We start from the raw sequence: 26,136 nt of genomic DNA on the forward strand, positions 1-26,136 counted from the left end.
AATGGTACATTCAAGTCTCCTAATAAGTGTGTTTTATGAAACACAGCGGAAACCAAAAAACATCTCGCAAATGCGAAATGGGTTGGAATAGAAGACGAAAACTGTTACGCGCATGTTTGGTGCCTTGGTGATCGGGTGGGTCTGAGGAACGTGGTACAAAAGGATCTGAACGAATGAACCTTAATGTGAAAATTGCGTTGGCTGGATTGATCGCGTCGATCGGTTTCGGTCCTGTTTCGTCGTTCGCTCAGGACGCGTCATGCACCTGCGCGACCGCTTATCAAGGAGTGGCGAGTTCAATCGGATCGATTGGGCATGCCAATGGCGACGTGATGGTTTCGCAGACGGCCGGCTACGGTCCTGCCAAAGCTGGGGCTGCCTTGGATTTCGGTAGCCGCGTTGTGGTCGGCGCGAAAGGGTCGGCTTCCGTCAATGTCGGGGGCTGCAATGTGAATGTGCCTGCGAATTCGAGCCTCGACATTTCACGTTTCGAGAACAACATTTGCCTGAAGGTCGTGGGCTCCGAGCAGACGACTGCCGTTGGTGTGAGCTCTGAGCATACGGGTCAGATTGCCTCGGGCGGCACCCCGTCCTGGCTGCCGCTCGGTATTTTTGCGGGCATGGCCGGCACCGCCGGTGTCCTTGCCGCAACGCAAGATGACGACAACGGCGTCAGCCAGTAGGCGGATGCCAGTAGGCAATGGCAGTAGAGGCGTGAGGCGCCTCTACTGTATGTTGCTGTTGGATGCCTCGGTCGGCCTTGCTGGCGCCCAGGTTTGTTTTGCTAAATTTGGTAACCGTGTCGCTCTATTGCTTTGGGCTGGTCTCGACGCGATTCGTCTTGGGCGCACCGTTCTGGTGGTTGGGATCCGACACTCGCCGTCGTGCTTAAGCTTGGCAGACGCGTCATTCGCCACCCTGCGGCTGATGCATTGGCGTGTTGTTGGGGCGCAGTCGCTACGTTGCTTCGGTGCAGGCAGAAACGTCAATGATCGACCTGCATTCCCACATCTTGCCCGGTCTTGACGACGGCTCGCCCAGCCTTGCCGAATCGTTGGAGATGGCACGGTTGGCGGTGGCTGATGGGACGACGCACATGGCGTGTACACCCCATATCATGCCGGGCATGTACGAAAATGGATCGGCAAATATCATCCGGGCCGTTCGAGAGCTGGATCAGGGCTTACGCCGTGCCGCTATACCGCTCGCTCTTTATGTCGGCGCCGATATCCATGTGGCGCCCGACCTTCCGGAGCAACTGGCGCTTGGCAGCGTGCCAACTTTAAACAGATCCCGCTATTTTCTATTTGAGCCGCCGCACCACGTTTTGCCACCAAGGCTGGAAGATCTTGTTCTACGCCTCATAAACGCCGGGTTTATTCCGATTCTTACGCATCCCGAGCGTTTGACCTGGATCAAGGCGAATTACGACGTCGTCGAGCGGCTGAATGCAGCGGGGTGTCTTATCCAGCTTACGGCAGACTCGATTGTTGGTGCTTTTGGGCGCACGGCGCTTTATTATTCGGAAAAGCTGATTGACGAAGGTAGGGTGGATATAATCGCATCGGACACCCATAGCGCCACCCGCCGGCGTCCTGGGCTATCGCAGGCAGTCGCCGCTGCCGCAAAGCGATGTGGAGAGGATGAGGCCCGCAATATGGTGTTGAAACGTCCAGGCCAGATTTTGGCGAACCGGCCTCTCGAGCCGGTCGGAAAGGCACATGCCAAGAAGCCGAGCCCCGGCAATGTCGGCCGCTTTGCCGGACTGGGTCGTTTGTTCAAGGGTGGAACCGCGTGATGGGCGGTTTTCGGTTCGCAGAAAGCTTTGCCGGCACGATATGTGTCTTGTTCGCTTCGCTCGCGATGTCTGCCTGCACGAGCACCTCGTCAACGGCACCATCTTCATCGACTTCGGTCGATGCGCTGCAACTGACATCGTCATCGTCGACGCCGCTTTCGAGCGGTGGCGCTCTGCAGGTCGTAAAAGACCTGCCTGCGCCGCAAAACACCCAGAACGGCAGCGAGCAGCCTTTGTCTCCGAACGATGTGCTTGAGGTGAATGTGTTCCAGGTCGACAATCTGAACAGAACCGTTCAGGTCGATGCGGGCGGGCAGATTTCGCTTCCACTTATCGGAACCATGACCGCGGCTGGAAAGACCGTCCGTCAATTGGAGAAGGAAATCGAAACGGCCTACGGTGCCAAATATCTGCAGTCGCCCGATGTGTCGGTTTTCGTCAAGGAATCGATCGGACAGCGCATCACTGTTGACGGTGAAGTTACCAGGGGCGGCATCTTCCCTGTGTCGAGCAATTCTTCCCTGATCGATGCAATCGCCCTTGCTGGAGGGTTCAACACCGTTGGGGATGCAAAAAAGGTCTTTGTCTATCGCAATATCGGCTCGAATACGCTGGTTGCTAATTACAATGTGGAGGATATTCGTGCCGGCAAGAGCCGCAATCCGCGCATCTATGGCGGCGACAAGGTTGTCGTCTTCGCCTCGAAATCGAAGATTGCGATGAACAATCTCAAGGATGCCCTGGGTGTCGCCTCGAGTGCAGCCCGGATTGCGGTGGTCCCGGGACTTTAAATCGTAGCCGGCAGGAATTCAGAATTAAAGACAAACCTAGGATTACCTCGCACCATGCTCGATCGTAATAGACAGCATCAAATTACAGGCCTGGGGCATGGCCAAGCGTTGTCCCCCGATCTGTATTATGATGGGGCGCAAAACTATAGCCCCTACGGTCGCGATTACGCCGAGCACGAAGAGGGGTTCAACCCACTCAAGCTGCTTTTTTACGTTGTCCAGTATCGGTGGCTGATCGTCATGATGGCGGCGGCTGGGTTGGTGGCGGGTGTCATCGTTACGATGATGCAGACACCGAAATATCAGGCGACATCCCAGTTGGAGGTGCTGGTTCCTTCGGCAAAGGTTTTCCAGGACATTGAAGTGGTCTCTGAAAGCAGCGACATCAGGGCGTTTCAAACCGCACGGGAAAAACTGCAAAGCCGTGCTCTGGCACAGCGCGTGGTGTTCCAGTTGGGTCTCAGCGAAAAGCCCGACTTCCTGTTTCCGACGCCGAGCTTTTCTCTCGGCAACATCTTCTATCGTGCGTTCGGCATCTCCAGTTCGCCTTCCATTGAAGAAAAGACCCCTGAGCAACGTGAAAGAATTGCGATCGGACGCATCCTGAACGACCTGACGGTCAACTTGGTCACCAACACGAGTTTGCTGTCGATTACCTTCGCCGACCAGAACCCGAAATATGCAACTGATGTAGCCAACCAGGTCGCACAGAGCTTTATCGACCAGCGCCTCGATCAGACCAGCGAGACGTCGGACCTGGCGCGGCAATTCATTCAGGAACAGGTTTTGCAGGTAAAGCAGAAGCTTCAGAAATCCGAAGAAGAACTGGTCGCTTATGCAAAGGATGCGGGCATCACGGTAACCGGCGACGACAAATCGCTGATATCGTCGAACATCGAGGCTCTGAACACCGCGCTGGCGACGGCTATCCAGGACCGCCTTGACGCCGGACGAGTCGTGGAACAAATCGACAAAGGACGGGGCTCTAGTCTTGGCCCGGTACTGGAAAGCGAAGGCCTACAGAAGCTCAGCGAGAAACTGGCGGATTTGACCAGCCAGTATCAGCAAAAGCTGGGAATACTGAAGCCTGGTTTCCCGGAAATGCAGCAAATTCAGTCCCAGATCAAGGAACTGCAACGGCTCTATAACAACGGTGTTTTGACGATAACCGACTCTCTGCGGCAGAGATACCAGGAAGCCCAGAACAAGGAAGCTGACCTTAGGGCCAAACTTGCCGAGATGGAGAAACAGCAGGTCGTCTTCAACGACAAAAACATCAAATACACAATCTTGAAGCGAGAAGTCGATTCCAACCGGTCTCAGTACGACAGTCTCATAGCCAAGCTGAATGAAGTAGGCGTTAGTTCGGAATTAAAGACACAGAGTGCTGCAATTGTCGATTTTGCGACGTTGCCCACCACGCCTTATTCTCCACGGCTGAGCATTAATCTTGGGATTGCCTTGTTTTTGTTCATGGGTCTAAGTGCGTCGGTTATTTACGTCATAGAGTTGTTGAACAACACCTTTACCAATCCCGAGCAGATCGAGAAGGAGCTGGGGTTGGCGATGCTCGGCATCTTGCCGCATGTCGATGATCGGGAACTGCTGGCCAGCATCAACGACCAGAAGTCAGGACTGTCTGAAGCCTATCGTTCGCTTCGAACCTCCCTGCAATTTTCTGGTGCCGAAGGTGCCCCAAGATCACTGCTGGTCACCAGTTCGGAACCCTCGGAAGGCAAGTCGACCACCTCCTTCAAGCTCGGGCAGGATTTTGCCGCGCTTGGCGCAAGGGTGCTCATTGTCGATGGCGATCTTCGCAAGCCCAATCTTCACCGGCTGTTTGGGCTCGACAACACGATTGGGCTTAGCAACCTCCTGACAAACACCGTTCGCAAGGAGGATCTTGCGAGCATTTTCCGGGTGACGAAATATCCGAATGTGACCGTTTTGACGTCCGGAACGATCCCGCCAAACCCTGCGGACCTGCTCTCCTCGCCCAAGATGGCGCTGATCATCACCAATCTCGGCAAGCGTTTCGACCTTGTCATCATCGATGCCCCGCCGGTCGTGGGTCTTTCGGATGCGCCTATCCTCAGTCGGCTTGCCGAGGGTACGTTGATGGTCATCTCCACCAATCAGGTCACGCGCAAATCGGCCAAGACAGCATTGAAGCGCCTGCGGGCCGCTGGCGCGAACGTGGTCGGTGCCGCGATGTCGAAATTTGCGGTGAACAAATTCGACTACAACTACGCCTACAAATATATGAACTACCAGTATTACGACTACGGTACCCCGAAACTTGAAGGCAAGGTGGATGACGGAGCAGGCCAGCCCGCTTATGCAAAATCTCCGGCGTTCAAGCGTTTGGTTCGTCGCATCCGTTCTAGTGTTGGCGGCTTCGTCGATCGGTCTAAGTCGATTTCTTGAGACTGAAACGCCGGCCGTTTCGCTCGCGCTGGATCCGTTGAATGTCGACGCGGTGATCGGCGAAATTACCGATGAGCTGAACGACACAAGCAATACCCCTGACCTTGATGCCTTGCTTGCCAAGGCCGAAGGCGCGCTTCGCTTTGATCTGGTGGACGCTCGCCTTTACAGCCTGATCGGTGAGATCAAGTACCGCCAAGGTGAAAAGGGCCAAGCCTACGAGCTTTTCGATCAGGCTCGGAAATTGTCCAAGACCGAAATCCATGCGCTCCAGAGGTCGATTGGCCGTTCGATCGAATCGAGAGATTTGTCAAAGGCTGTCGAAGAGATCGATACGCTGTTGCGGCGATGGCCAGAGCAATTCCCGATGATCGCCGAAGGCCTGCCGACCATCCTTTCCAATCCCGACGGTTACCAGGCTGTGTTGGCTGCCATCAGAGCCGAGGCACCCTGGAGAGCCAGTCTCTTGGCCACACTTTCTAAAACCCCGGCCGGGCTCGATCTTGCAAATCGGCTGCTGCTCGATTTGACCGGGTCGAGCGCACCGCCAAACTCAAGCGAATTGAGCGCTGTGATCTTCGGCTACCTTCGTCAGAACGCATATGAGCCAGCATATCGTTTGTTTCTTTTCAGCCTCTCTGATCGGGAACGGAAGTTGGCCGGCTATATTTTCAACAGCACCTTCGAACCACCGCCAGGTAGAAAGCCTTTCGATTGGCAGGTCGGCGATCAGTCGGGCATGGAAGTTACGTTTGCAACATCCCAGGATGCGGTCGAAGGCGAGGGTGGAGCGACGGTCCGCTTCTTGAACACACCGGTCAAGAGCGCAGCCCTTCAGCAGTTCATAGAGCTACCTCCAGGCTCCTACAGGATTTCCCTGATCGCGTCGGCGAGAAACCTGAAGCTTCCAAAGGAGCTGTTCTGGTCGATCAGGTGCGCCGGCCCGGCTGGTAAAATAGCGCAATTCAACATTCCAGAGGGTACATACAATCGCCAGGCCCTAAGTCAGGATTTTTCGGTTGGGTCGCAGGGATGTCCAATGCAACTGCTAAAGCTGGAAACTGCCGCCATTGCCGAGAGTTGGCGGTTTCGGTATGTCGGCACGTTGGTAATGCACAAACTGAGCATTGAGAGACTTCCATCTTGAGCGACCGGTCAGCGGAATGGGATAAATATCTCCTCGGATCGGTTTTGTTCATATCGCTGCTGATCGGTGGCGGGACTGCAAGCGGTCTCTACACCGACACGCTGATTGAAATCCTGGCGATTATCTCGGCGGCCGCGGTCCTTTCACGGCCATCTGGTCAAAGACCTCACCCTTCTGTTGTATGGCTGCTTGCGCTCGCCGCGGCATTGGTGATCTTGCAAATCGTCCCTCTGCCGGCCTCCATGTTCAACGGGTTGCGACCAGAGCTGTTGCTTGCGGATTCCTCGCTTGTTGGAGAAACCCGCTTTCGTTTCGTCAGCCTCGGCGTGGGACGCACGATCGAATGCCTGTTGTACCTGGTGGCTGTGGCAGCGTTTTTCCTAAGCGTGTTGCGTTTGCGAACCGAGCAGGTCCAGGCGCTTCTTCCATTCTTTTTCATGGGCGTCATCTGCAATGGGCTGGCGGCAGCGATTCAGTATTCGCTCTCCGACGACATCGCCATCAAGGGATTGCTGCCGTTTACGATCAACGCCGGGCTGTTTGCCAACCGCAATCACTTTGCGGCCTTGCTTTTTGTTTCCATTCCCTTCGTCGTCTACCACGGGCTGTTTCGCGGAAATCTCCTGTCCGGACTGCTCGGGCTGGTCACGCTTTTGCTGCTTCTCCTGGCAGCCGGTTCGCGCGCCGGTGTGCTGATTGGGTTGGCGATCACCGTCCTGTCCGTCGTCTTTCTTTCAGCGCGTTCGAGGGCGAGCGGATGGGGCACCCTGCTGATTTTCATAGGGCTTTCGGTCTACACGATAAGCGCATGGACAAAGATCGATGTTGACGCGATTGACCCGGCTTTCGGGCGAGGGGAGTTTGCCCGTACCACTATTGATGGAATCAAGGAGAACTGGGCAACCGGCGTCGGATTTGGTAATTTCCAGAAGGCCTATCAGATATACGAAAAGGAAGGGATGATTTTCAAACAGTTCGTAAATCATGCCCACAATGAGTATCTTGAAATAGCCTTCGAGGGTGGAGTCTTCGCCATTCTCCTGATGGTGTTTTATTTCGTGTTGCTTATTTTTTCATTTGCCAGAATCCGCCGCGATCCGCTTCAGAAAGCAGCGTTTCTCTCGGTTTCCTTCCTTCTTATCCACTCGCTGGTTGATTATCCGCTGCGCACCGCTGCGCTTGCAATGACCTTCGCCTACATGAACGCCATCGTTTTTCACAAGGGGTTTGCAGATCGCTCGCGCCAGAAGAGCGAAATGATCGAGGTCGACCACAATGGTGACAAGTTGCTTGTTCCTATTGGAAATTCGTCGTGATGCAGGCCTGCAGGAGTTGATGTCGCGATATCATTCGACAGGTTGATGTCCCTATCTTTCTCTACCACAGGGTGCAGAAGTGATTGACACGCAGCCGCGCGAAACATAAAGCACCAGCAAATTGCGCCGGTCGGGGGAGCGAAGGCAGTTTCTAGGAGAGCTTGTTGAAAGGCATCATCCTGGCCGGGGGTAGCGGCACCCGGCTCTATCCGCTGACACTGGCGGTTTCCAAGCAAATCCTGCCGATATACGACAAGCCGATGATCTACTATCCGCTGAGCGTGTTGATGCTCGCTTGTATCCGTGAGATTCTCGTCATCTCGACCCCTCGCGACTTGCCGGTTTTTCGGGATCTGCTCGGCGACGGTTCGGAGTTCGGGCTTGAAATGTCTTATGCCGAGCAGCCGCACCCCAACGGCCTGGCGGAAGCCTTCATCATTGGCCGCGACTTCATCGGCCGTGACAGCGTCTCGATGATCCTCGGCGACAACATCTATTTCGGCGAGGGGCTGTCGCAGCTCTGCCGCAAGGCGGCTTCGTGCGAAAGCGGCGCCTCGGTGTTCGCCTACCATGTCGATGATCCGCAGCGCTATGGCGTGGTTTCGTTCGACAAGGTCAGCGGCTCCGCCTTGACGATCGAGGAAAAACCGCAAGCGCCGAAGTCGAATTGGGCTATTACCGGCCTCTATTTCTACGACAATGATGTCGTGAACATAGCCCCGACCATCCGGCCCTCGGCGCGTGGTGAACTCGAGATCACAGCGGTCAACAATGTCTACCTCGAACGCGGGCAGTTGCAGGTCCATCAACTTGGCCGCGGCTACGCCTGGCTCGACACCGGCACCCATGACAGCCTGCATGAAGCCTCCTCCTTCGTGCGCACCATCGAACATCGCCAGGGCATCAAGGTCGCCTGTCCGGAGGAGATTGCTTTCGAACAGGGCTGGCTGACGGCGGACAAGGTGCTGCAGCGCGCCGACCGGCTGGGAAAAAATGAATATGCCGCCTATTTGCGCAGGCGCGTCGTCGAGTTGACGGAGAAATAGATGCTGGAGGTCAGGCCGCTCGGCCTCGATGGCGTGCTGGAGATCGTCCCGAAACGATTTGGCGACGCCCGGGGGTTCTTTGTCGAGACCTATAATGAGGAGCGGTTTTCAGACGCAGGCATCGATCTGCGTTTTGTCCAGGACAATCATTCCTATTCCGCCGCGACGGGTATTTTGCGGGGCCTCCACTATCAACTTCCCCCACGTGCCCAGGACAAGCTGCTGCGCGTTGTGCGAGGCAGGGTTTTTGACGTCGCGGTCGATATACGCCGCGGCTCCGAGACATTCGGAGAATGGGTCGCCCTTGAGGTCTCCGCCGAAAAGGGCAATCAAATTTTGGTGCCGAAAGGCTTCGCGCACGGTTTCGTCACGCTCGTACCGGACACCGAGGTGCTGTATAAGGTCACCGACACCTACTCGCCGCAGCATGACCGATCGATCCGTTTCGACGATCCCGCCATCGGCATCGAATGGCCATCGCTATCTGGCGGGTTCCAGCTTTCGGACAAGGACCTCAAGGCGCCGACGCTCGCTGCCGCCGAGGTATTTGCGTGAGGAGAGCAGCATGAATTTTCTGGTAACTGGAGGTGCCGGCTTCATCGGCTCGGCCGTGTGCCGGCATTTGTGCGCCAATCCAGCTCACCGCGTGACAAATCTCGACAAGCTGACCTATGCCGGGAACCTCGCCTCGCTGCGGTCGATCGAGAACGCGCACAATTACAGGTTCGAACACGCCGACATCTGTGACGACAGGACGATCCTGGAGGTGTTGCATCGCGACGACATCGACATCGTCATGCATCTTGCCGCCGAGAGCCATGTCGACCGTTCAATTGATGGGCCGGGAGCATTTATCGAGACCAATATCGTCGGCACCTACCGAATGCTCAATTCGGCTCTGGACTATTGGCGCAGGCTTCCCGAGGCGAAGAAAGACCAGTTTCGCTTTCATCATGTCTCGACCGACGAGGTGTTCGGCGACCTGCCCTTCGACAGCGGCATCTTCACCGAACAGACGCCGTATGCGCCATCTTCGCCCTATTCGGCCTCGAAGGCCGCGTCCGATCATTTGGTCCGCGCATGGCACGACACCTACGGCCTGCCGGTTGTCCTGTCGAACTGTTCCAACAATTACGGCCCGTTCCATTTCCCTGAAAAGCTGATCCCGCTTGTCATTTTGAACGCGCTCGACGAGAAGCCGTTGCCGGTCTATGGCGCCGGCGCGAATGTACGCGACTGGCTTTTCGTCGAGGATCATGCGCGCGCCCTTGCCCTGGTTGCGACGCGCGGCGCGGTCGGTGAGAGCTACAATGTCGGCGGCGGCTCGGAACGCACCAATCTGGCGGTGGCCGAGGCGATTTGCGACATCCTCGACAACAAGCGCCCGCGCTCCGCCGGCCGGCGCTATCGCGATCTCATCACCTTCGTCACCGACCGCCCGGGCCATGACAGGCGCTACGCGATCGACGCCTCGAAGATCGAACGCGATCTCGGCTGGAAACCGCGCGAGAGCTTCGAAAGCGGCCTCGCCAGGACGGTCGACTGGTATCTTCAGAACGAGTGGTGGTGGGGGCCGATCCGCCGCGAGCGCTACGCCGGCGAACGGCTCGGCGAAGCGCGCAAGGGTGCTGCATGAGGCTTGTCGTCACCGGGTGCGAAGGCCAGGTCGCCAGGAGCCTTGTCGAACGTGCGCATGCGCATCCAAACGTCGAGGTCATCGCGCTCGGCAGGCCTGAACTCGACCTGGCGAAGCCGGAGACGGTCGCATCGGCGCTGGCCATTGCCCGCCCCGACCTCGTCGTGTCCGCCGCCGCCTACACTGCGGTCGATCAGGCCGAGGACGAGCCGCACCTCGCCTTTGCCGTCAACGGCGCCGGCGCCGGTCACGTCGCCGAAGCCGCGGCAGGGCTTGGCGTGCCCGTCATCCATCTGTCGACCGACTATGTCTTCGACGGAAGCGGCGAGGGCGCCTATACAGAAGACGATGAGCCTGCCCCGCGCAGCGTCTACGGCGCCTCGAAGCTGGCTGGCGAGCAAGCGGTCGCCAAAGCAAACCCGCGTCACCTCATCTTGCGCACGGCATGGGTCTACAGCCCTTTCGGCAGGAATTTCGTCAAGACGATGCTGAAGCTGGCGGCGGATCGCGACGAGATAGCGGTGGTGGCCGACCAGTGGGGAAATCCCACGTCGGCTCTCGATATTGCCGACGCGATCCTGCATTTGGCGGCGCCGCTGCACGGCAGCAAGGGCTTTGCCGCCTTCGGCATTTATCATCTGGCAGGAAGCGGCGAGACCAACTGGAGTGGCTTCGCCCGTCATATCCTGGACACAAGCCAGGCGTTTGGTGGCCCCTATGCACGGGTGCGGGATATCGCCACCGTGGACTATCCGACTAAGGCGCGGCGCCCCCGAAATTCGCGGCTTTCGACAGAGAAATTTAGGTCCGTGTTTGGATGGACGGTGCCCGATTGGCCGGGGGCGACGAGCCGAGTTGTCGAACAACTGCTTACAAGGCGCATTTCAAATGGATGATTCATTGACGCCGCGCGACCGCCGGAAGGCAGCCTTGCACGAAACACACCGTGGCCGACTAAGTCCGATTCTGGATGACGGACTTGCTCCTCTTTTTTGGTCGCCTGCCTCGCTTGATCGTACAAGCGCCTGGTTCGGGCACGTCCCCTTCGCGCAGTGGCTGGTCAATGCCACACACCCCAATGTCTTGGTGGAATTGGGTACTCACGCTGGCGTCTCTTATTCGGCGTTCTGTTCGACGGTCGCACGCGGAAATCTGAACACTCGTTGTTTCGCTGTCGATACGTGGAAGGGGGATGATCACGCTGGTCATTACCCAGAACAGATTTACGTGGATTTTTCACGGTTTAATGAGGCGAATTATGGTAGCTTCTCGACCCTGTTACGCAAAACTTTCGATGATGCAGTAGAGCATTTCGCCGACGGGACGATTGATCTTTTGCATATTGATGGTTTCCACACCTATGCGGCAGGTAGCCACGATTTCAATAAATGGAAGCCGAAACTCTCCGACCGTGCCATCGTTTTGTTTCACGACACCAACGAATACAGGGACGGCTTCGGAATCTGGCGGCTTTGGCAAGAATTAAAGCAACAGTTTCCAACCTTCGAGTTTCTCCACAGCCATGGGCTAGGCGTCCTTTGTTTCGGCAATCATGCCCCCCCAGCTGCGATGGAACTCTGCAATCTCGATCACGAAAGTGCCAACAAACTGCGGGAGCGCTTTCAAATCATTGGAGACAGGTGGACCCTAGACGCGCGATTGCAGCGCCAATCAGCCGAGATCGAGGCTCGACTTGGTAAGCAAGCTAAACAGGAAGCTTCTCTTCAAAAGCGGCAGGAAACGACAGCGATAGAGCGCGCCGATTTGCTCCAAGCTAATGAGGCACTCAAGTCTGAACTTGAGTCCCTCGCGCGCCTCAGAGACGAGGAAGCTCGTGGTTCCGCTGCTCGCATTGCGTCCCTGGAAGAGGAAGCAGGCCTCAGAGACGAGGAAGCTCGTGGTTCCGCTGCCCGCATTGCGTCCCTGGAAGAGGCCGCAGGCCGCAGAGACGAAGAAGCCCGCCATTCGGCTGCTCGCATTGCTTCCCTGGAACAAGAAAAGATAGCCCTGCTTTCGTCGACTTCCTGGCGCGTCACAGCTCCGGTCCGTGCCGTGAAGCGGATGGCTGTTAGCAGAGGCTATCTCCGCAGGTTGGCCGTCAATCTCAGTCGAGGTGTTTATGAGCGATTGAAGCTCGGCAGGTTCATTGATCGGCCAATTGCAGGCGCGCCGATCCGTGCTGCCCGGCAGATCGTCATCAAAACCGAACCTCCTGCGGTCTCGCTCACCGTTGGTCCGTCCGCCTTGCCCAATCCGTCCACACTTTTTGCCGCCGCCCAGTCATCTACTTTCACAGCGCAGCCGCGAGCATTGAGCAAGCATCGCTTGGAAATCCGCGCTCTGCTGGAAAAGTCGCTTGATCGCACGATTGGAGACCCTTCGGAAGCGGCAGTCGCTTATGCACAGAACCTCGTAGCCAAGAGCAGTTGGCAGCCGAAAATTAGCGTCGTGATGCCAACGTGGAACCGCGAACTGACCGTTATCAATGCTCTGCGGTCAGCGCTAGAACAGTCGTTGCCGCCGTTCGAAATTATTGTTTCCGATGACGGCAGTACTGACAAAACACTCGAAGCAATCGCTGCCAATTTCCCGCAACAGATGGCGAGCGGTCAGATCAAGATATTGAGTAACAAGCATGGCGGAGTCAGTGCGGCTCGAAATGCCGCGCTAACTGCAACCACGGGTGACTTAATATCCTATCTCGACAGCGACAACGCATGGAGGCCGCATTTTCTTCTGCTGATGGCGACCGCCTTCATCGAGTCGGACGAAATGGAAATAGGCTATGCTGGGCTGCTCCAGGAAAATCTCGGTGACGGGCGCACGCTGATCAGAGGGCGTGACTTCGAGCGCACGCATTTGTTGCAGAGCAATTTCATCGACCTCAACGTGCTGGTACATAAGCGCAAACTGTACCAGCAGTTCGGCGGCTTTCGTCGCGACCTTAAGCGATTGGTAGACTGGGATTTGATCATTCGCTACACGCAGACCTATTGGCCCTTTTATCTTCCGTTTATCGGTGTTGATTACAAGCTCAGTCCCAGTCTCAACAATATCACCAACACCCAGCCACTGCAGGAGAACTACAGCAAAGTTGCCTTGGCCAACCGGCCTGAGCGCATCAGTTTGGGGGTCGAGCCACTAAAACTGGCTTATTTCGTCTATGACTATCCGACCTTGTCACAGACCTTTGTGCTGGCAGAGATTGGCGAGTTGTTGAAGCGTGGTATCGATCTAAAGGTATATTATTCCGTACGACCGGATATCATTGCCGAAGTGGATTTTGAGGTCGAATCCCACCAAGTGGCGAATGCGGACGAATTAGCGCGTCTATTTATCCAGCACGATCGCAACATCTGCCACAGCCACTTTGCTTATCCGGGCGTGACGAATTTTGTCCGACCTGCCTGTCAGGTAACGGGTGTCTACTACACGTTCATGCCGCATGCGGTCGACATTTTCCATGAAAGCAACCGCAAAAGGTCCAAAGTCGGTGAACTCGGCGCTGATCCGCTCTGTCTCAAGGTCATGGTTTACGGCGATCACCACCGAAACTTTTTGGAAAGCCAGGGCGTACCTCGCGAAAAGATCGCCTATACGTTCCAAGCAGTGAACCTCTCCGAGTTCGAGAAAGTCCGCGCCAATCGCCAGAACGCGGTCAAAAACTCCAAATTCAAAATCGTAGCGATCGGCCGGTTTATCGAAAAGAAGGGCTTCGGCGATCTCATCCGCGCTATGGGATTGTTGAATGGGTCCGACATAGAACTGGATCTCTACGGATACGGACCTCTCGAGGACGACCTGCGAAGCCTCGTCATGAAGCTTCAGCTGAACAATGTGAACTTTCGCGGCGTCGTGAAGGGGATCGACGCCCTTGCCGATGCTTATGCGAAGGCAGACATGCTCGCTGTTCCTTGCGTCGAGGCCAAGAACGGGGATATCGACGGTTTCCCAACCGTCATCCTGGAAGCCATGACTGCAGGCGTTCCAGTTTTGACAACGGCAGTTTCTGCAATTCCCGACTACGTCCGAGACGGCGTCGAGGGCATGGTCATACCTCCACACGACCCTCAAGCGATCGCCAGCGCTATAACCGCATTCCGTCAGTCCACGCTTGCACATAAATCAGCAATGCTGAGTCGAGCCATGGCCCTAGTCGAACGAATGGTAGGTGTCGAGAAGACCGTACAACGATTGCTGGATGTCTGGCTTGGCTACAAGGTAGATATCATTCTAGTGACTTTCAACAACAAGAAATACGAGAACAGACGGGAGACGTTGGAGATTCTAAGACGGGTCTTTGCGCATACGACCACGAACTTCCGTCTCACTATCGTTGATAACAACAGCGATGAGGATTTCTGGACTGAGGTCGTTGCACAAGTTAAGGGGAGGCCGAATGTACAACTGATCCGGAAGCGTGAAAATGTATTCTGTGGACCGGCATCTAATATAGCGATCGCCCGCAGCGACGCGGAGTTCATTATCTACCTGTGCAGCAAGGAGGGGTTCATTAAGGAGCACGGCTGGGAGCGAACGCTCATCGATATGATGCGTAGGCAGCCAGACATCGGCCTCGGAGGTCATCTTTCCCACCTGCCAAAACACATTCTTGGTTCTGAATTCGCCAAGCACCCCGCCTTCCACTTCTTTAGGAACACAGAATTTGCCAAAGGCAACCCCTCACGGCGCTTCGGGCATATCCAAGGAGGAGCCAAAATCATTCGTCGGTCGATGTTTGAGACGGTCGGCGGCTATAATGATGCAACGCCACAAGACAATATGGATGTGGAACTCTCCTACTGTTTTGAGAGCCAGGGATTTAAGCTTTCCCATTTGGATGACGTCGCCTCCGTCACCCGCAAGACGCTGCCAGGTTTGGAAGCGATACTCGACGAGAAAACGATTGTGGCGCATCCTCTCGATGTCGAAAACGTCAAAACACGTTTGGACTCGCTCAAGAGTCCGGCGGGACGATTATGTAACATGTGCGGCGGAAGCTTCGCTGAATTCAAGGCATCGCCCGCCTACGGACCGGCAGTGCAATGTCCTGCGTGCGCTTCGTTGCCACTGGAACGTCTCGTTTATAGAGCGCTCGCGAACGCGCACTACATCTACCGGGGAGGAAATCTTGCTATCCTTGCTAAAACCAAGGCTCTGCCCCGAAAGACCTCGGGCCGAATGTTCAAGTCGGTAATCAATTTGGAGAATCAGGCCGACTTCATGCGCTCCATCCAAGCCACGGAGGGACTTTCTTGTGTCGTCGTGGACTCGGACTTTGTTTCTGGAGACGAGAGGGCGTTCTGGACGCTCTTGGCTCGAAAGATCGATGCTAACGGTGAGGTCTTGGTGGTGGAACCGCATGAAGGCAGGTTGATTGCTGGACCCGGTGAACTTGCTCGATTTTCAGAAGTGCTGGCAGAGCGCGCGATGACAAGCGAAGTAGCGTTCTTCGACATGACCAGCCAAAAGTCCGGCTACGATAAGCGGCGTCTGCGGCGCATCACCATTTCTGCTGTAGCAATCGCCCACGCCGCGGCGGTCTAAGAGTTTGGTATGTATGCTCGTCACGTCCTTGTAACTGGCGGTTCCGGCTTTCTTGGATCAAGTATTGTGCGAAGGCTGCTCGCGGCCGATGACAGTGTGTTTGTCACCATTCTCGACCGGAAAATCCCAGCCACCGTGCTGGAAGAGTTTCCAGGGCGCATACGCCACGATGAGCGGTCAATCTCGGAATTTCTTGCCGCGCCAAGGGACTGGCAGTTCGAGACCATCATACATATGGCTTGGGCGTCGCACCCGGCGACGTCGATGAGATTTCCAGTTCAGGATCTGGATGCAAATGTCAGCCTCGGCATCCGGCTCCTCGAATCGTGCGCAGGGCTGGGCGCACGGCGACTGATCTTCTCCTCAAGCGGCGGCACTGTCTATGGCGAGCTTAACTGCGAGCGAGCCAGTGAGAATCACCCAACCAATCCGGTCTCGATTTACGGCGCGGCAAAGCTTGCGTTCGAAAGCTACGGACGGGTGATTGGCCGTCGCGATGGGTTCGATGTTGTAAGCTTGCGCATCACAAATCCCTACGGTCCCTATCAACTACGCGGTGTTCCGGTGGGCAGCATCGCCAACTTCCTGCTCGCGGCGCGAGCGGATCGCCCGATCACATTGTTCGGAGACGGGTCGATTGTCCGAGACTATATCAGTGCTGACGACGTAGCGGAGGCGTTTTGCTTGGCGGCAAGAGTGCCCGATCTGGCGCCGGGTCCTTACAACATCTCGACTGGCATTGGCAGCAGCCTATCTCAGATTATTGAATTGGTCGAACAGGTTTCGGGTAGGGGACTCATGGTTGACCGACAGCCCAATCGAGGCTTCGATGTGCCACGCAATGTGCTTGAATGGAACCTTTTTGGGTCGGCAACCGGATGGCGGCCCACCATATCGCTCGACAAGGGGGTTGCAACTATGTGGGATTTTTTGAAATGACATCCACTGACCACAAGTTAATTGGAACGACAAAAAATGCGATGCAACATTTGCGGTCATCAAGCTTTTGGAGCCCAGGGGACACGCCAAAATGTAAGGTGTCTGAAATGTAGCTCGCTTGAGCGGACGCGTGCATTGAAGCTTCACCTCGACCGCATTGGTCTGCCAGAAAAGGGCGACCGAGTGCTTCACATAGCTCCTGAGCCGGTGATTTCAGAATTGTTGAAAGAAAAAGCCGGTGAAGGTTACAAGCCGGTTGATATTTTTCCAGATCTTTACAAAAATGTTTCGGCCACGAAATTTGATTTATGCGTAGACGCAGAAAACCTTGAGAATGACTCGTACGACTACATAATTCATAGTCACGTTATCGAACACGTCCCATGTAACTGGACAATGGTGTTGTTATTTCTGCATCGAGCCTTAAAATATTCAGGGCATCACGTATTCTGTATACCGATATTACAAGGATGTTATGAAGAATCGCTTTTTCCCCTTTCAGAAGACGAAGCGGTGCGCCGATTCGGTCAGAACGACCATGTGCGCCGCATAGGGGTTTCTGATCTAAATAAGACGCTAGGCATGATATTTAAAGGAGATTTAAACAGGCATATTATTGGCTCCTGCTTTAGTGAGAACATACTGGACGAAGTAAACGTTCCTAGAAACCAACGGTGGACGTTAAACAGCTCAACGATTTTCGTCTTCGGCAAAGATGATGCTAGAGTCCGTGTATAGGGATCGAGACAAATCGTCCTCTCGACATTTATAGATTGGATTTTGGAGGTCCTTCGTCGCCAACTAGCTTCCGCGGCCTGGTTTGTGCGGCGAACGTGGTTCAGCCGAGCCAACGGCGGGTTACGGCGTTAAGTTTGCGTGAGAACGCGAGCAAACGAGCAAAACCTGTTCCGCCACGGCGCGGCGTGGTCCATAGTGGTTTTACCGTCGGGCGTGCAAATCAAGGGGCTAGTCAGAGGACCGTGCAGTGGTTGCGGTCGGTGTAGAAATGATCTGGTCGTATCCATGGCGTTTTAATCGACTGGCGAGAGAGTGGCGGGAGCTCGCCAGGCCCGTCCCGTCAACGGGTCGGCTCCATTCTTTGCCGCAAAACGCCTCGATGGCCGTGCCTTTCAGATATCATCCGGTTTCGCCGGCCAACAGAAAGATCGCCGTCTACATCCATGCTTTCTGGGTCCCAGAAATGCTCGACGACATCGAGCGCGCACTTGGAAATATCCCATTCCCATTCGATCTGTATTTCACCACTGATACCCTTTCGAAGCTAGATCATATCAGCGCGAGGTTTGGCGGTGCGATGGCGATCATTACCAAGAACATCGGCCGCGACATCTACCCGAAGCTCTATGCTATGGGGCATCTGCATGATGGCTATGATTATGTTCTCCACATCCACACCAAGAAGTCGCAGCACAGGGATCAGCTGAAGGATTGGCGGCAGTTCCTTTGGGATCATCTTCTCGGTTCGCCCGAGATTGTCTGCAGCATTATCGATATTTTCGAGCAGTGTCCTGACGTTGGCATGGTGGCCCCCCAACACCTGCGGTTCATCCGCGCATTTGTCAGGGGGGACGAGGAGTTCAAGGAAATTGCGGCACCGCTGGCCAGGAAGTTTGGCGTCGACGTTGGGAAACTGACAGAAATCGACTTCCCTTCCGGCTCGATGTTCTGGGCTCGGCCGAAGGCGCTGGAGCCCTTGTTGAGGCTTCATCTTAACCCTTCCGACTTTCCCGAAGAGAAAGGGCAGATTGCAGGCACAATTGCTCATGCAATAGAGCGGCTGTTTTTCGTCTCTTGTGAAGCAGCCGGTTTCAAATGGGTGAAGATAGCGGTTCCGAAGTGGCACTCCGTCAAGGTGCAGATACAGTCCGTATCTGACCCTGCCATCGTAAAAAGCTTCGTGTCGAGAAGGAACGTCTCGCTCTTGACCCGCGATTGCCTGCTCCCCAAGGCCCAGGCCAGAAGCCAGACTGCCAACCATCTTGACGCGCTTTATGATGATTCCTAAGCCAACTCCACCTTCCTTCAAACGGCTACGCCAGCTGCTCAAGAGCGTGTGGTCGAGAGGGTCGTCCGGGGCGGTAGGTGCGCCACTTTCGAAGAGTGTTGCAGTTGAACAAGCGGCCGCCTATTGGAACAACGTTGGCACCGTTCCTCGCAAGCCTCGAACGCGCTGGTGGGAATCTAAGACGATTATTCGGCACATTAATGACAAGGTCTGCGGAGAGCCGGTTGACGGGCTTCATGCCGGTTTTCACAGGCTCTTGGCCAAAGAAATTGGATCAAAACCGGCCGCCAAAGCGGTGTCTGTAGGGGCCGGTACCGGGTTTAAGGAACGCGCGCTTCTAGTGAGTGGGGTGGTGCAAGAATTTCACCTATACGAGATCAGCTCCGAGCGCATCCGGACTGGAATTGAGCAGGCGCAAAAGGCGAACATTGCTGATCGAATGCACTTCTACCAGGCGGACGCCTTCGAAGCCTGCGCAGAGACAAATTTCGATCTCGTCTACTGGAACAATGCCCTCCATCACATGATGGACACAAGCCTTGCCGTTCGGTGGTCGAGAGACCGCTTGAAGGACGACGGCATTTTCGCGATGGACGACTTCATCGGGCCTTCGCGTTTTCAATGGACTGACACCGCTTTGGGATTCGCTCGCCAATATCGAGCATCATTACCGACTTCCCTGCTTTCCGATCCTCGTGATCCATCGAAGCCAGCCAAGCCAATCGAGCGCCCTACGGTGGAGTACATGCTCCGAATGGATCCATCAGAGGCCGCAGACAGCTCTTCGATCCTTCCTGCCCTTCACCGTACATTCTCGGCGCCGACGGTCGTTATGACCGGGGGCGCGATCTACCACGCCGCGCTAAATGATATTCTCGTCAATTTTGATGACGACGGAACAGAGTTGAAAGCCGCGCTTGCGCTTGATCATGCCCTATCGATGATGGGCGAAAACCACTACGCGGTGGCTATCGCACGCAAAACCAATCCTTAGTCTGGACAGAAAATCAAATGAACTTCGCGGCAATGGCCGCTTTCATTGCACGGCGGCAGCCGCGGGGCTGACCTTGCCGAACCATTCTTCAGTCCCACAAAAGACTTTCAGGCGGGCCTGTTGCAACTCCAAGATCTTGTTACAGGTCTTCTCCAACAGCGCATGGTTGTGGCTCGCAAGTACCATAATCCCTGCCTTCTCGGTCATCTCGTTCATGCGCCGGCGCGCTTTTTCCTGAAAACTCGGATCGCCGGCGCCGATCCATTCATCCATCAGCAGGATCTCGGGTTCGAAACTCGTGGCGATGGAGAAGGCCAGCCGCGCCGCCATGCCCTGGCTGTAGGATTTGAAGGGTAGGTCGATGAAATCTCCAAGCTCGCTGAATTCGATGATGTTGTCCATGCGTGCCCTGATTTCATCGGGATGCCAGCCGTTGATGAGGCCGCGCAATTCAATATTGCGCCGTCCGGTGGCCTCGGGGCGGAAGCCCAAGTTAATATTGAACAGAGCGTCGACCCGCCCGTCAATCGCGACCGTGCCGTTTGTCGGTTCGTAAATACCGTACAGCACCTTGAGGAGAGTGGTCTTGCCGGAGCCATTGGCGCCAACAAGACCGAGCCGATCACCAGCATCAAGTGAAAAGCTCACGCCATCGAGCGCCGTCACATGACGCGAACGGCCGTGTCCCTCGATGCGCCCGCCAGCTGGCAGCCGCCTGTCGCGTGCGGCCAGCGTCAGCTTCTGTCGCACCCTGTAGGCGAGGCTAAGGTTTTCAACGCGAATCGAAACCATCAGAGCGCGAACACGATCTTCTTGCGATAGCCGCCCAAAAGCAGCGCGGCCAAGACCCACAGCAAGAGGATAATTGTGGCGCAAATGCCGAAGGCGGCGATCGGGACTTCGGCGTTGATCACCGGCAGGCGCACGATCTCCAGGAAGTAGGTGAAGGGATTCCAGCGGTAGAACTCGCCACGAATGCCGTGGCCCGGGCCCGTCCAGAACACTGGCGTTAGAAACATGCCGATACGCATGAGGTTCTGCACGATGAAGCCCAAATCGGGGAAGAAGGCACCGGCTACCGCAAGCACCAGAATTGCCGCCGGCGTCGCCACAACAATCAAGCAGAGCGCCAGCCCCGACCAAATCCAGTCAACGGTGACCGACGTGCCGACGAGCAGCAGGATGGCGAGGCAGCCAACCAGCGCATAGCCCGCCCGGATGACCGATTGCATGGTCATTCGCATGACATAGACTGTGAGCGGCAGGGTGGTACCCTTGATGAAGCTCTCCTCGCGGGTAAAGAGCGTGACGCTCTGGGTGAGCACTTCCATGAGATAGAGCCAGACGAACAGCCCTGTCGCCACATAGGCCGCAAAATGCGGCACCGAGCGATTGTCACCAAAGACTACGACAAATGTACCGGCATAAGCGAGATAGTTGATCAACAACCAGACAGGACCAAGCGTGGTGCGCTTGTGTTGGTCGCCGATGTCCTCACGGGCGAGAGCCATCCACACATTGCGCATTCTGAGGCCGCGGCCGATATCGTCAAGCGCGCTTCGTACCACCTTCAGCATCGTCGTCCCTGTAAAAGCTTGGCGCTGGTATCACAGTCCCTCCACGATGCAAAGCGGTTGGTCGTACACTCATGGGCCTCAAAAATATCTGGCGATCACCCCAAATCCACGATATGCGATACAAGGTGGTGGGCTTGGGGGTGGCACTAGAAACGGGTGGCCGTGACGCATGTATCTCGCGCCGCTTTAGTGTCCATATCCTTGCGTGCCGGGAGTTCAGTACTTTTCCATGACAAAAGATGTAGAAGCCGTATTCGGACTTCGGCCGGACGTGCGGCGTGTTTTTATCATGATCCAGGACGCGGTCATGGTTCTGGTCGCGCTCGCACTCAGTCTGGTTTTGTCGCGGTCCAACCTCTCGTTCCCGGCTTTCTCTTATGAAGGCTTGACCACTTGGGCGTGCATCGTCGTTCTCAGCCATTTGCTGTTCACATATTGCGGCCTCTACAACACGGTCTGGCGCTTCGCCTCGACTCCAGATTTTTTCAATATTCTGAAGAGCTGCGCCATTTTGACGATTGTTCTTTATATCGCGTCGCTGGCCTTCCGCTTCTTTAAGCCGGTGACGGGTCTAAACGAACGCCAGTTCATCGTCTTCTTCCTCGTGTCCTTCACAATCATATCGGCGCCTCGGCTCTTCTATCGCTTTCTTCGCGATGGAGCGGGTTGGGGCATCATGAAGAGAGCCGCCGACAAGGGGTTGACCAGACAAGCCCTGTTCGTTGGCAGCCTCGGCGAGGCCGATTTGATCATCCGCTTTACACGCACCGCGGAGCCGAGGGATTATTCCATCGCGGGCATCATGGCGATCGAAAACGACGCTCCACTGCGCACCCGCATTCAAGGGGTTCCGGTGGTGGCTATCCGGCCCCGTTTGACGGAATTTCTGCAGGACTACGCCGGGGGCACAAAAAGCCTCGACATGCTGATCTTCGGCAATGGAGCCTCGCGCGAGATCGAGGAATATTCGGAACTGGTTCGCGTCGCCCGGCACAATGGCATAGCCGTCCTTCAGTTTTCCGGTTTCTCCGAACTGGGGCAGGGGGGAAAGCTGGTACTTGACGCCGTCGAGATGGAAACCATCCTGCGGCGTCCAGCGGTGCCTTCCGACATCGAACGCATTGGCACTTTTGTGCATGGCAAGCGTGTCCTGGTGACCGGTGGGGCCGGCTCCATCGGCCGGACCCTGGTCAAACGGTCGCTGGAACTGGGCGCCGAGGCGGTTCTGGTTGCCGATCTCTCAGAGTTTGGAATTTTCCAGTTGAGCCAGTATATCGACGAGAAGGATCATCATCGTCTCAAGGCCCGCATCATCGACGTGGCGGACCGGCGGCAGATGACGCGCGTCGTCAGCGAATTCAAACCCGACATCATCTTTCATGCCGCCGCGCTCAAGCATGTCCCCCTTGTCGAAGAAAACTGGGACTCGGCGATCCAGACGAATGTTTTCGGAACCCTCGTCTGTGCGGAGGTTGCAGCCAAGTGCGGAGTTCCGCAATTTGTGCTTGTCTCGAGCGACAAGGCGGTGGATCCGACGTCGGTGCTTGGCATGACAAAACGAGCCGCCGAGCAGATCGTCAGCGCCTTGCATGAAATGCACGCGACCCCGCCAACCGGACCTCGCGCCGGTGGGCTTCACTCCGGCACCAAGTTCATTGCTGTGCGGTTTGGCAACGTCTTTGGCAGCAACGGATCGGTGGCGACCATATTCCAGGCACAGATCGAGGCAGGAGGCCCCGTCACTGTTACGGATCAGCGGATGACGCGCTATTTCATGACAGTGGCTGAGGCCGTCGACCTCGTCATCATGTCGGCAGCCGATGCGGCGCTGCGGCAGGGCAGGGACGACTATGCCGTCTATATGCTTGATATGGGCAAGCCGGTGCCAATCGTTGAAGTTGCCGAGACGATGATCCGCATGGCTGGAAAGAGCCCCTATACTGATATTCCCATCCGGTTCACCGGGATCAGGCCGGGTGAGAAACTTCATGAGACGCTTCACGGCGACAATGAGGAGGTCGTCGAACTCAGCACCTCGAAGATTTTTGGCCTGAGGACCGATGTCATCGAATGGCCGCGGGTCAAGGCCGCTCTCACGGCGCTGGAGACGGCGGTGAAGAACCAGGACAAGGCCTCGGCCCTTGCTGTGCTGGCCGGCTTTCATGAGGCGGAAAAATCACCAGGCGACGCCTATCGGCAAACAAGTCCGAAACCAATTGGACAGGCTGGATGAAGCGAACAATCCCATGATCGTTCCCAGGCGTTTGCAGACGATATCAAGCCCGTGAGCACAGACGGTCAGCGTGTAGCCATATTGATGGGCACGAAGGACGGCGCGGCTTTCATTGAAGAACAGCTGAGCTCTCTGCTTGCGCAGTCGCATTCCGCCATCGACCTGTGGGTCTCCGACGATGGGTCGATCGACGGCACGACCACCATCGTCGACGCATGGAAAACCCGCTGGGACAAGGGCAGCTTGACGCTGGTGGACGGGCCTCGCCAGGGCTTCGCCGCCAATTTTCGCTCGATGATTGTGGATGCTCGGATCGAGGCGGACTGCTACGCTTTTTGCGACCAGGACGACATCTGGGAGCCTGACAGGCTGGAGAGCGCGCTGCGTTGGATGCAGACGCTGGATGCAACGGTTCCGCTCATGTTTTGCTCCAGGACCGCGACCATGTCCGAAACCGGAGCCATGATCGGTTGCTCGCCCCTGTTCCAGCGGCCGCCCTCCTTCCGCAACGCCCTCGTGCAAAGCATTGCCGGCGGCAACACGATTCTGCTCAACCGGGCGGCGCGCGACCTGCTGGCCAAGGCCTCGTCAAGGACACATTTCGTCAGTCACGATTGGTGGGCCTATCTCATCGTGACAGGCGCCGGCGGCGTTGTTCGTTATGAGCCGCGGCCTCTGGTGCGCTATCGCCAGCATGGGGCGAATCTGGTCGGAGCCAATGTTTCATGGCGGGCGCGATTTTCCCGGCTCGAGCATCTGCTGAATGGCGGGTTTGCCCGTTGGACGGATGAGAATCTCAATGGTTTGGCCGTCAATCGCGACCTTCTCACCACGGATGCCGCCGCTTGCCTCAGCCTGTTCACACAGTCACGAAAAGGCAATGTTTTCAGCCGCCTGAGCCTGTTACGCAGGAGTGGCGTCTATCGGCAGACACCTTTTGGAACATTCGGACTTTATCTGTCGGTCGTCGCGGGCCGGGTTTGATATGTTTGCCCGAGAGCCCTCCCCTGGTTTGCCCCCCGGGAGCCGAAACGTGTCGGCAAAGATGCATTTGTTGTTGAACAGGGAGCATTGTCGGCATCCATGAAGCCGGGGAGGCGGATCTTCGACCTCGTAGTGGCGGCGCTGTTGTTGCTGGTCACCTCGCCGGTCTTGTTGCTGGCCGGTCTGGCAATTCGGTTGTCGTCGCCCGGGCCGGCGCTCTTTTCTCAAACGCGGGTCGGTCGCGATGGCAGGCTTTTTCGCTGTCATAAGCTCAGAACGATGTTTCTGGGCACGCCTTCGTTGCCGACACATGAGGCGCCGGCAAAATCAGTCACGACGGTCGGCAGGATCCTGCGGCGGTTCAAGCTTGATGAGTTGCCGCAACTCTGGAATGTCCTGAAGGGCGAGATGAGCCTGGTCGGCCCGCGTCCATGCCTGCCCACGCAAACGGAGCTCATCGAACGTCGCAAGGAATTGGGCGTCTCGTCGCTGCTTCCGGGCATAACCGGCCTGGCCCAGATCCGGTCCATCGACATGTCCGATCCGGCACTCTGCGCCGAAACCGACGCCGCCTATCTCAAGGCATCGTCGTTCGGTCTTGATCTCCGGATCTTGCTGGGAACGATCTATCGAGGTTGAGCAGGTCGAAGTTGATGCATGTAAGCAGCGGTTTTGCGATCACGACGTGCATGAAGGAATCCAAAGCGCGTCGCCTGTACCCGTTCAAACGCGCCGCGCTTGGGAGCGCCGTGCTACTTCGCTCAGCCGTTGGAAGGTGTCGGTTTCAGGCGACCAGCCCTCCGAGACGAGCAACGACGGATCGCATATCTGCGTCGCGCTCAAACTGTCCCAGAATGTGCGTTTGCCCAGCAGCGACGCGACTGGTCGCATCAGGCCGGCAGGCAAGGCAATCAGGCGCCTCGGACGTCCTAAGCCTTGCCGAAAGGCTTCGATGATGGCCGCGATGGAAATTGGCGACAGATCGCTTGCGACATGGACCGGGCGAAGCGGGCCTGAACGAGTCAGCAGGTGCAGGACCGCCCGCGCCGCTGCCTCGGACGACATCAGCGAACGGACGCCCCTCAGCGTGGCTGCGGGCAGCGGCAAGGCGGTATCGGCCAGGCGCATCAGCGTCGCCAGCGCTCCTCCCATGCCAGATCCGTAGACCTGCGGCAGGCGCAGCGCGGTGGCATCGCGACGGCCGGCCGATGCATAGGCATCCAGCATCCTGACCTCGCCTTCACGTTTCGAACGCCCATAGGCGCATTGCGGGGCAGGGGCCATGTCTTCGTCGATCGTTCCGCTGAAGTTGGCGCCGACCGCAGCCCGGATCGACGAGAGGTAAACCAGGCGTCCGCTGGTCCGTGCCGCTGCCGCACGTGCGAGCTGGCCGGTCAATTCGGCATTGGCATTCAGGTAATCCGCCTCGGTCGCGTCGCCCGCATCGTTGTTCAGCCCGGCGCAGTGAACGACATGCGTGACGTCCTTCGCGATCGCCAGGAAGGCTTGCGCGGGCGCGTCGAAAGCCGGCAGCGGCACGACGTCGTATGCCGCGCCAGGCTGTGGGCGACGGGAGGCAATCCGGACCTCGACCTGGGCCTCGCAAAGCTGTCGCACGACAAGGCTCCCGATGAATCCCGTGGCGCCCGTCACCAACACCTTCATTGCTGTTGCC

At 56.6% G+C, this 26,136-nt stretch carries 21 protein-coding genes; 18 read left to right on the forward strand and 3 right to left on the reverse strand.

What is annotated here, in order from left to right:
• The first annotated feature begins 173 nt into the window (after positions 1-173).
• The 15 genes from AC0L2H_RS14880 to AC0L2H_RS14950 all read left to right on the forward strand — a co-directional run bounded on the left by AC0L2H_RS14880 (position 174) and on the right by AC0L2H_RS14950 (position 19,667).
• The gene (locus AC0L2H_RS14880) at positions 174-683 is read left to right on the forward strand and encodes a hypothetical protein (protein ID WP_473590923.1); all 510 of its coding nucleotides are present in this window, start codon (positions 174-176) and stop codon (positions 681-683) included.
• Between the two features lie 305 nt (positions 684-988).
• Positions 989-1,798, forward strand: coding sequence for a tyrosine-protein phosphatase (locus tag AC0L2H_RS14885; protein WP_473590924.1), 810 nt, complete (start codon positions 989-991; stop codon positions 1,796-1,798).
• Positions 1,798-2,589: a polysaccharide biosynthesis/export family protein gene (locus tag AC0L2H_RS14890; protein ID WP_473590925.1), complete on the forward strand. Its 792-nt coding sequence runs from the start codon at positions 1,798-1,800 to the stop codon at positions 2,587-2,589. The genes AC0L2H_RS14885 and AC0L2H_RS14890 overlap by 1 nt, the downstream gene beginning before the upstream one ends.
• A gap of 54 nt (positions 2,590-2,643) precedes the next feature.
• Positions 2,644-5,016 (forward strand): GumC family protein, encoded by a 2,373-nt coding sequence (locus AC0L2H_RS14895; RefSeq protein ID WP_473590926.1) that lies wholly within the window; start codon positions 2,644-2,646, stop codon positions 5,014-5,016.
• Entirely contained in the window at positions 4,904-6,163 is a 1,260-nt protein-coding gene (locus AC0L2H_RS14900; protein ID WP_473590927.1) for a tetratricopeptide repeat protein, read from the forward strand. The genes AC0L2H_RS14895 and AC0L2H_RS14900 overlap by 113 nt, the downstream gene beginning before the upstream one ends.
• Positions 6,160-7,479: an O-antigen ligase family protein gene (locus AC0L2H_RS14905; RefSeq protein WP_473590928.1), complete on the forward strand. Its 1,320-nt coding sequence runs from the start codon at positions 6,160-6,162 to the stop codon at positions 7,477-7,479. Before AC0L2H_RS14900 ends, AC0L2H_RS14905 begins: the two co-directional genes overlap by 4 nt.
• Before the next feature lie 164 nt (positions 7,480-7,643).
• Positions 7,644-8,525, forward strand: coding sequence for a glucose-1-phosphate thymidylyltransferase RfbA (gene rfbA, locus AC0L2H_RS14910; protein WP_473590929.1), 882 nt, complete (start codon positions 7,644-7,646; stop codon positions 8,523-8,525).
• Positions 8,526-9,080 carry a dTDP-4-dehydrorhamnose 3,5-epimerase gene (gene rfbC, locus AC0L2H_RS14915; protein ID WP_473590930.1) on the forward strand — a complete coding sequence of 185 codons (555 nt, stop codon included), beginning with the start codon at positions 8,526-8,528 and terminating at the stop codon, positions 9,078-9,080.
• 10 nt (positions 9,081-9,090) lie between these two features.
• Positions 9,091-10,161: a dTDP-glucose 4,6-dehydratase gene (gene rfbB, locus AC0L2H_RS14920; RefSeq protein WP_473590931.1), complete on the forward strand. Its 1,071-nt coding sequence runs from the start codon at positions 9,091-9,093 to the stop codon at positions 10,159-10,161.
• Complete coding sequence (gene rfbD / locus AC0L2H_RS14925; protein WP_473590932.1) at positions 10,158-11,057, forward strand: dTDP-4-dehydrorhamnose reductase; 900 nt, start codon at positions 10,158-10,160, stop codon at positions 11,055-11,057. Before rfbB ends, rfbD begins: the two co-directional genes overlap by 4 nt.
• Complete coding sequence (locus tag AC0L2H_RS14930; RefSeq protein WP_473590933.1) at positions 11,050-15,708, forward strand: glycosyltransferase; 4,659 nt, start codon at positions 11,050-11,052, stop codon at positions 15,706-15,708. Before rfbD ends, AC0L2H_RS14930 begins: the two co-directional genes overlap by 8 nt.
• 9 nt (positions 15,709-15,717) lie before the next feature.
• Positions 15,718-16,647 (forward strand): NAD-dependent epimerase/dehydratase family protein, encoded by a 930-nt coding sequence (locus tag AC0L2H_RS14935; protein ID WP_473590934.1) that lies wholly within the window; start codon positions 15,718-15,720, stop codon positions 16,645-16,647.
• Positions 16,648-16,782: 135 nt separating this feature from the next.
• On the forward strand, positions 16,783-17,385 hold the full coding sequence (locus AC0L2H_RS14940) for a methyltransferase domain-containing protein (RefSeq protein WP_473590935.1): 603 nt from the start codon (positions 16,783-16,785) through the stop codon (positions 17,383-17,385).
• A gap of 379 nt (positions 17,386-17,764) precedes the next feature.
• Entirely contained in the window at positions 17,765-18,673 is a 909-nt protein-coding gene (locus AC0L2H_RS14945) for a rhamnan synthesis F family protein (protein WP_473590936.1), read from the forward strand.
• Entirely contained in the window at positions 18,660-19,667 is a 1,008-nt protein-coding gene (locus AC0L2H_RS14950) for a class I SAM-dependent methyltransferase (protein WP_473590937.1), read from the forward strand. Before AC0L2H_RS14945 ends, AC0L2H_RS14950 begins: the two co-directional genes overlap by 14 nt.
• A 42-nt stretch (positions 19,668-19,709) precedes the next feature.
• Here AC0L2H_RS14950 and AC0L2H_RS14955 read toward each other — a convergent pair whose 3' ends face one another.
• Positions 19,710-20,459, reverse strand: a complete 750-nt coding sequence (locus AC0L2H_RS14955; protein ID WP_473590938.1) for an ABC transporter ATP-binding protein — start codon at positions 20,457-20,459, stop codon at positions 19,710-19,712.
• Entirely contained in the window at positions 20,459-21,193 is a 735-nt protein-coding gene (locus AC0L2H_RS14960) for an ABC transporter permease (RefSeq protein WP_473590939.1), read from the reverse strand. Before AC0L2H_RS14960 ends, AC0L2H_RS14955 begins: the two co-directional genes overlap by 1 nt.
• 280 nt (positions 21,194-21,473) lie before the next feature.
• Between AC0L2H_RS14960 and AC0L2H_RS14965 the strand changes: the two genes are divergently transcribed.
• The 3 genes from AC0L2H_RS14965 (at position 21,474) to AC0L2H_RS14975 (ending at position 25,100) form a co-directional block, all read left to right on the forward strand.
• Positions 21,474-23,477 (forward strand): SDR family NAD(P)-dependent oxidoreductase, encoded by a 2,004-nt coding sequence (locus AC0L2H_RS14965; RefSeq protein ID WP_473591058.1) that lies wholly within the window; start codon positions 21,474-21,476, stop codon positions 23,475-23,477.
• Between the two features lie 51 nt (positions 23,478-23,528).
• Positions 23,529-24,461: a glycosyltransferase family 2 protein gene (locus AC0L2H_RS14970; RefSeq protein ID WP_473590940.1), complete on the forward strand. Its 933-nt coding sequence runs from the start codon at positions 23,529-23,531 to the stop codon at positions 24,459-24,461.
• Positions 24,462-24,560: 99 nt separating this feature from the next.
• Complete coding sequence (locus tag AC0L2H_RS14975) at positions 24,561-25,100, forward strand: sugar transferase (RefSeq protein ID WP_473590941.1); 540 nt, start codon at positions 24,561-24,563, stop codon at positions 25,098-25,100.
• Between the two features lie 84 nt (positions 25,101-25,184).
• Here the strand turns inward: AC0L2H_RS14975 and AC0L2H_RS14980 are convergent, their stop codons facing one another.
• Complete coding sequence (locus AC0L2H_RS14980) at positions 25,185-26,126, reverse strand: NAD-dependent epimerase/dehydratase family protein (RefSeq protein ID WP_473590942.1); 942 nt, start codon at positions 26,124-26,126, stop codon at positions 25,185-25,187.
• Positions 26,127-26,136 lie beyond the last annotated feature (10 nt).

It is taken from the genome of Mesorhizobium sp. WSM4871 (assembly GCF_055811295.1).